Here is a 6,438-nt window from a genome sequence, read left to right as displayed (position 1 = left end):
ACATTAATTAATAGATTCCCACCGAATCAAATCCTGCATTAGCAGCAGCTGTTTCCGCACTTCCCGCTCCATACAAATCAATCGCTGATTGAACAACGGCTTGGCGTGCATCGCTGAAATTAGAGTTTGGCGTTAGGTAGACAGTCAATGCACGGTAGTAGATTTTCCCTAGCTTCTCACGTCCGATATCTTGCGCGATTAGATATGCGGCATGGTTGGTGATAGAGGAATTGACGTGTACTCCCCCTCCGTCAACGGATGTCGGCATATGATAGAATTCATCCATATGGTCTGGATAAACTCCGCCATTCGTGCTGTACGCACGTCTTTGCTCATTGCTGACAACGACGCTGTTCGGATCACGGAGGCTGCGAAGGACCGTAAATCCATCTGCTTTAGCAGCTGGCGCCATAATATCCTCGCCCATTTCCCAATCGCTATCATCCACGAGTGCACCGAATACATCTGCAAATGACTCGTTCAGTGCGCCAGATTGATTGCGGTACACCAAGTTAGCTGAATGGCTGATGACACCGTGGGTCATCTCATGGGCCGCGACATCAAGTCCTGCTGATAGGGAAATCATGAATTCGCCATCCCCATCGCCATAGGTCATCCAGCGCCCGTTCCAGGAGGCGTTATTGTAATTCGTGCCATAATGGACTTTGGAGATAATGGCCATTCCTTCCCCATCAAGAGAATTACGGCCATGCTCCTTCAAGAAATACTCGTACACTTTTTCAGAATTATAATGAGCATCAACAGCTGCGCGGTCATAATCGCTTTTAAAGGAGGCGGAGTTTCCGACATAAAGCGTATCATTGCTGGCTGTATTATCATTCTTGGCATCATAGGTCTCGATACCCTCCAGATTGGCATGCGCATAATCTGCCAGTGCAAACTTTGTTCCGGAATTCGGCTCCTTCACGCGAGTGATGTGCAGCTCTCTGTGTTCCCCATGTACACCAAGCCCGGTACCTTTCTGCGTTTTATTTTCATCCGCATGCATTAACGCATTATATTGATCAATGATTTCTCCAGATTTGGCATCCACGAAGACATACCAGTTGCCAGGCTCTTCTCCCATGAAATTCACATTGACCTTATAGGCTGTATAGTTTTTTCCCTCGAATGGATAAACAACGAGCTCTGAGGTTGGTTCATATGTAAGCTCTTTAGAGGCATTTACAGAAGACTTGGCAGCCTTAATAGCTGCATCACTGCTGATGGAGGCTTTCGTATCTACAGTGGTACTAGCGAGTGTTTGATTTGTCCGTCCATTAACGGAAACGACTTCATTCTCCTCATTGAAATGGACAATTACTTCAGACCCTTCAACATTCACGCCATTAATTGATTGATTGAATCGAACATGCGTCATCCCAAGCTCATCCTTCTGGACATCCTTCACTTTCAAGCTCTTATCCGGATTGCTTATTCCCGTCTCTGCTTTGTTCTTTTCTAAGTACTTAAGGGCATTGGCAGGATTGCTTGAGGAGAATCTCTCTGCATGACGCTCTTTCACGAATAGAGGAACACTCGCCTTTTCATTCCAATTCTTGACCACCTTCTGCGAGTCAACCGGCGCCGCAAAGACAGTGCCAACTGGAAGCGAACTCATCAACATGGCCGACGATAATATGACAGGAACAATCAATTTCTTCTTCAATCCCTCATCCCCCTAATAAAGTGCATTTTTTTCATTATAAAATGACATAGAATTAATATCATGAATATTTAGAATTATTTGCCAATTGTGACCACTGGCTAAATATAACTAGTTTTCATGCCTAGATAGATGACCTCCTGCTTTAAGTATCCAAGAGCAAAAAGACCAGATATCCCCATTTTTGTGGTAAAATTATGCCAATTAGTATAATAGGAGGCTGTGTTCATTTGGCATTAAAAAAAATCCATCATACTCAAAAAGGACGAATTTGGCTGAACTGGGCCGGAAGAATAGTTATGTACTTGGCAACAAGCACCGTTGTTCTAGCTTCCTTCCTCCTTTTTTGGTTTGCCTACCTGTCCTATGTGAGTGAGTTTACGGCAGGGGCGATTGCTCTGTCGATTGGAGCAATCATCTTATTCATTCTAGGAATCTTCTTCATACGAATGGTTACGCGTATACCGAGAGAGGATTATGGCATTGAAATGAAGGAGGACGGAATTTATCAATACTTCGTCAATTTTGACCGCCAAGAAACGAAGGAACACTTTCTCTCTTATGATCAAATTGAGCGGATCATTATTGGCCCTTCCGCTTTTAAAATTGCGCGTAAACCCTATTATTACATAACAGTCCGTTTTGTATGGGAGTGGACAGAAGATGGGAAGAAGGGCTACTCATCCATAAGCGTAGAAACGAAAAAGCAGCTTGAAGAAATGCTGGATAAATTCTCTCCGGATACACCAATCCAAACAACGGATTACGACCTTTCTTCATATAATGCCTATGTTTTACATGAGATTTTTTCAACAACCGAGTTAAACGATTGGAATAATCGAGATCCGCTCGTACTGCCATTTACGGCCTTTCAGAGACAATATAGTCCTGGACGTAGATGGGAACCTGCCGCTATTAGGGAAAAACGACAACGCAGATATGCGCGGCTCGATAAATATGGGGCCTTCTTCTATCGGATGAGCTTGATCTATTGCTTATTATGCAGCCTCCTATTCATACCCGGCTGGCCTGTCAACAGCAATGAGCATTTCGATAATAATGTGATGGTTGTCTTTCCCATTCCTTTGATGCTGCCATTAATCATTTTTTATTATTTCAGGGAAAGATTTAGTATGAAGCAGGTCCTCCTCCAATGGGTATATCTATTAGTCGCCTATTTTGCAGGTGCCTTCATTGGCGCCATCTTTAGAGGAATTAACGTAGCCATCTTATTAGCAATCATTGATTACGGAAAGAATCTGCTTATTACACTTTTCATTACATTTTTAATCAGTAAAAGTATATGGTTTTTCTGTTTTGCCGCAGTCATGCTTACGAGGCTTTTTAAGGTCGAGCTGATGAAGCCTAACCCACGAAAGCAGAAAATGACACTCCCTTAAGAAAAGCTAATAAAAAGGCAGCAGCCCATGAATATGGGCTTGCTGCCTTCTTTATGTTTATACATACTGCTTCTCCATCCCCTTGATTCGCTCATACAGCTCCTCGTTCACAGGTGTCGGAATTTGATGTTTCCGGCCGAATGCAATGACGGCACCGGCAAATAATTCAACCTCGCTAGGCCGGTGTGCCTCTGCATCCTGTGCCATTGATGGCTTTCCATTCGGCCCTAATGTCCCGAGTATGTTCAACCAATAGTGAAGGTCCTCCTCTGTCAAATCAATGCCTTCCTTCTCTGATAAGGCAATGACCTCTCTCATCGCAGTAATCATCGTGTCCCTCGCTTCTCCCTCTCGCTGGATACCGCCATAATTCGTCCGATAGACCGCCACCGTTTGATTAACGCCGACATTGAGCATGAATTTCCCCCATTGCCTTTTCATCATCTCTGTCTCTATTTCATAGGCTACATCCATTTGCTCAAAAAATTCAGCAAGCTTCTCCGCTTTAGATGAGATAACACCAGGTTCTTTCGAGCCAAAGCAGAGCATGCCCATATTGTCATAGGTCAGCTTATTTCCAACCTTCACAGCATCCATCCCTTGTGCTACACAGTAGAGCACTTTATCCATTCCATATGCTTCGCCAATAATCGACTCACTTGTAATCCCATTCAGCAATGAGATGATGATTGTATCCTCACCGACATGCTTTTTCATCGATTGAATTGCTTCTTCCAGCCCATTAAACTTAACGGCAAAAATCACTAGATCTGCTGGTCCGCACTCTTCCTCTGGTGTCACGTAATGGAATTCACAAAGCTCCCCATTACTATAAACCTTCTCCTTCTCGTACCGCGTAATGCGATCCTGATCAGCGACAATTCTTAAATCCTCTGATCTCATTCTTTTTGATAAATGATGACCGAATAAAACCCCTAATGCTCCCAGTCCAATGATTGACACCTTTTTAATAGCCATTTCTCCTCCGCCTCCCCCTCATTCCACTTTAAGAAAATTTTAACATATTTGACAACAGACAAAAAAGACAGCTCCTTAAAGAGCTGCCTTGTACGAATTTCATTTATTCACATATCCAGGAGGCTCCGATGGTCCCTACTCCTGTATGAACGCCTGCCACAGGCACTAAAATCATTCGGTCTGTCGGAATGGAACTGAATTCCTCCTGCTCTTTAATATAGTTTTCAAGCTTACGAGCATTAGCCTCATCACCAGCATGTATCACTGTGATTTTGCTAATCTTAGAGGTTTTCATATCTTCACGCAGTAAGTCCAAAATATAATTAATGGCCCTCTTTTCCGTTCTCACTTTATCTCTAATCTTTGCACCCTCATATTCGACAGATAGAATCGGCTTTATACTAAGCAGATTCGCTATCAGACGCTGACTACCGGATACTCGTCCGCTTTTGTGGAGCTGATTAAGATTTGCAGGAATGAGAAATAGACGTGTATTCGTTTTCATTTTCTCGATTTGCAGATAGATTTCATCAGGTCCATATCCCTGATTAAACATCTCAATGCCTTTCATTAGCAAATACGCATGGGGATAAGACCCAGTCCGAGTATCAATCGCATACAGCTTAAAACCAACCTGCTCTGCCGCCATCATCGATGTGGAAAACGTACCAGAAAGTTTACTAGAACAATGAAATGCTATTCCACAATCATACTCTTCCTTCAGCTTCTCATATAGTTCAACAAACTCACCCAACGATGGCTGAGATGATTGAAAGCTGACAGATTCCGTCGCCATTCGTTCATAGAATTGCGCATCCGTAATATCAATCGTTTCTTTATAAGAAACCCCATCAATAACCACTTGCAACGGAATAATATTTAATTCATGTTTCTCGACATACTCCTTACTCAAGGTACACGTTGTGTCTGTAATCCAAGCGATTCTCGGCTGATTTCGATTCATTGACTAATCCCCTTTAAAATTATTCGGCATTTGTGAAATGGCATGACCAGTTCTATAAATATATATACATGTAGTATCAATTACTACATAATAAATGTATTACAACTATAAAACATAGTCAATAAATAGATAGAAAAAATCTATTATTTTTACCTACATATTAGTGTGATATCGACAAAATAGCAAAAATTTCGCATTTATATATACTGGCAAATACATAAACCCCGAAAAGCATTTGCTTTCCAGGGTTCATTTGAGGAACCAAGCCTCTTATTGATTCAAACCATATATTTTTTCTATCTGCTCTGCTAATTCCTCGAAATGTATAAATCTTGCTTTCCGCAATACCTCTTGCCCTTCTATAAAGTACAGAATCACTGGTACTGTGAAAATGGAATAGGCAGCTGCTACCTCTGGCACAGCATTTGCATCAATATGCCCTAAACGAATATCTGGAAAATGATCAAGCAATTCTCTCACCCTAGGCAAAACAGCGTGACAGACACTGCACTCCTGCCTTGACACATATAAGAAACTCATCGGATTTTCTTGAACAAAATCCTCTATCATGTTCAGAGATGTTAATTCTTTCATTTCCTTCATGCTCTCAGCTCCTTATAATACCCTTACCGGTATTATAACGGTATCGATAGGTGAATTTGAAATTTAATGCTTTCATCAGACCTAAGGAATCAAGAGGGTGAAGGGAGCAGACTAGTATTTATCTCTTTGATAACGATTTTTCAGCTATCTTTAAATGAATTGATAAAACAATCCATGCTGAGTGCAGTACCAAAGTAATGTTCCATGTTTCCGTTTAGGCAGACGAGTTTGCAAAGTCCATTCTGGGTATTGCTTTATAATCTGCACCTGGTCGCCTGTTGCAAAAGCGATAAAGGAAATGTAATGGTCTTTTTTCATTGGGTGATCACTTGAAATAAACCATTCATCCTCCACCTGGGAAACCTTCAGCTTTTCCTCTTCTGTCGCTTTCTTCGGTACTAATGGATCCAGCTTTCTCCCGCAGCAGGATATCGAAGCATTTCCGGTTGATAGAACAATATTATGACAGGTTGGACAGACTTGATAATTCGATTTTTTCATATTTCCTCCTACAAAATCATTCGCAGCAAGATCTCCATCTAGGATATCTTCTATATTTACACCAAGGAGAGACGATAGCTCTGGCAATAAGGATATGTCCGGATAGCCTTGACCGCGTTCCCATTTCGAAATGGTGCGATCGGATAAGTGCATCCGATCTGCCAACTCCTTTTGCGTCATCCCTTTTTCTTTCCTTAGTTTCAAAATCAACTGGCCAATTTTTATGGCATCCATCGATTCACCTCCAGATATAATCATCATAATGAGCTTGCTATCTTCCCGCAACAAACTTTCCGTAGAGTCCAGTATGCAGGATCTTTTAAACA

At 41.9% G+C, this 6,438-nt stretch carries 6 protein-coding genes; 1 reads left to right on the top strand and 5 read right to left on the bottom strand.

Annotated elements, in window-relative coordinates:
- Window positions 1-7: 7 nt before the first annotated feature.
- The gene (locus ACI35L_RS14470) at window positions 8-1,669 is read right to left on the bottom strand and encodes a M4 family metallopeptidase (RefSeq protein WP_439803162.1); all 1,662 of its coding nucleotides are present in this window, start codon (window positions 1,667-1,669) and stop codon (window positions 8-10) included.
- Between the two features lie 227 nt (window positions 1,670-1,896).
- Here ACI35L_RS14470 and ACI35L_RS14465 point away from each other — a divergent pair, with 227 nt between their 5' ends.
- Window positions 1,897-3,066 carry a hypothetical protein gene (locus ACI35L_RS14465; RefSeq protein WP_439803161.1) on the top strand — a complete coding sequence of 390 codons (1,170 nt, stop codon included), beginning with the start codon at window positions 1,897-1,899 and terminating at the stop codon, window positions 3,064-3,066.
- Between the two features lie 57 nt (window positions 3,067-3,123).
- Here the strand turns inward: ACI35L_RS14465 and ACI35L_RS14460 are convergent, their stop codons facing one another.
- The 4 genes from ACI35L_RS14460 to ACI35L_RS14445 all read right to left on the bottom strand — a co-directional run bounded on the left by ACI35L_RS14460 (window position 3,124) and on the right by ACI35L_RS14445 (window position 6,346).
- Window positions 3,124-4,044 carry a ketopantoate reductase family protein gene (locus ACI35L_RS14460; RefSeq protein ID WP_439803160.1) on the bottom strand — a complete coding sequence of 307 codons (921 nt, stop codon included), beginning with the start codon at window positions 4,042-4,044 and terminating at the stop codon, window positions 3,124-3,126.
- A gap of 103 nt (window positions 4,045-4,147) precedes the next feature.
- Complete coding sequence (locus tag ACI35L_RS14455; RefSeq protein ID WP_439803159.1) at window positions 4,148-5,008, bottom strand: DegV family protein; 861 nt, start codon at window positions 5,006-5,008, stop codon at window positions 4,148-4,150.
- A 270-nt stretch (window positions 5,009-5,278) separates the two neighbouring features.
- A complete protein-coding gene (locus tag ACI35L_RS14450; RefSeq protein ID WP_439803158.1) occupies window positions 5,279-5,611 on the bottom strand; it encodes a thioredoxin family protein in 333 nt (110 codons plus the stop codon).
- Between the two features lie 150 nt (window positions 5,612-5,761).
- Window positions 5,762-6,346, bottom strand: a complete 585-nt coding sequence (locus ACI35L_RS14445; RefSeq protein ID WP_049672294.1) for a helix-turn-helix domain-containing protein — start codon at window positions 6,344-6,346, stop codon at window positions 5,762-5,764.
- Between the last annotated feature and the right edge of the window lie 92 nt (window positions 6,347-6,438).

Origin of the sequence: Pradoshia sp. (genome assembly GCF_051873915.1) — a bacterium.
GTDB lineage: Bacteria > Bacillota > Bacilli > Bacillales > Pradoshiaceae > Pradoshia.
The sequence above is the reverse complement of the archived record's forward strand: the minus strand, read 5'-3'. Positions and strand labels throughout refer to the sequence as shown.

What these genes read in the sequence shown, in the direction of transcription:
- ACI35L_RS14455 (WP_439803159.1), bottom strand. Translation starts at nt 5,008, where the DNA reads ATGAATCGAAATCAGCCGAGAATCGCTTGGATTACAGACACAACGTGT.
- ACI35L_RS14450 (WP_439803158.1), bottom strand. Translation starts at nt 5,611, where the DNA reads ATGAAGGAAATGAAAGAATTAACATCTCTGAACATGATAGAGGATTTT.
- ACI35L_RS14460 (WP_439803160.1), bottom strand. Translation starts at nt 4,044, where the DNA reads ATGGCTATTAAAAAGGTGTCAATCATTGGACTGGGAGCATTAGGGGTT.
- ACI35L_RS14445 (WP_049672294.1), bottom strand. Translation starts at nt 6,346, where the DNA reads ATGGATGCCATAAAAATTGGCCAGTTGATTTTGAAACTAAGGAAAGAA.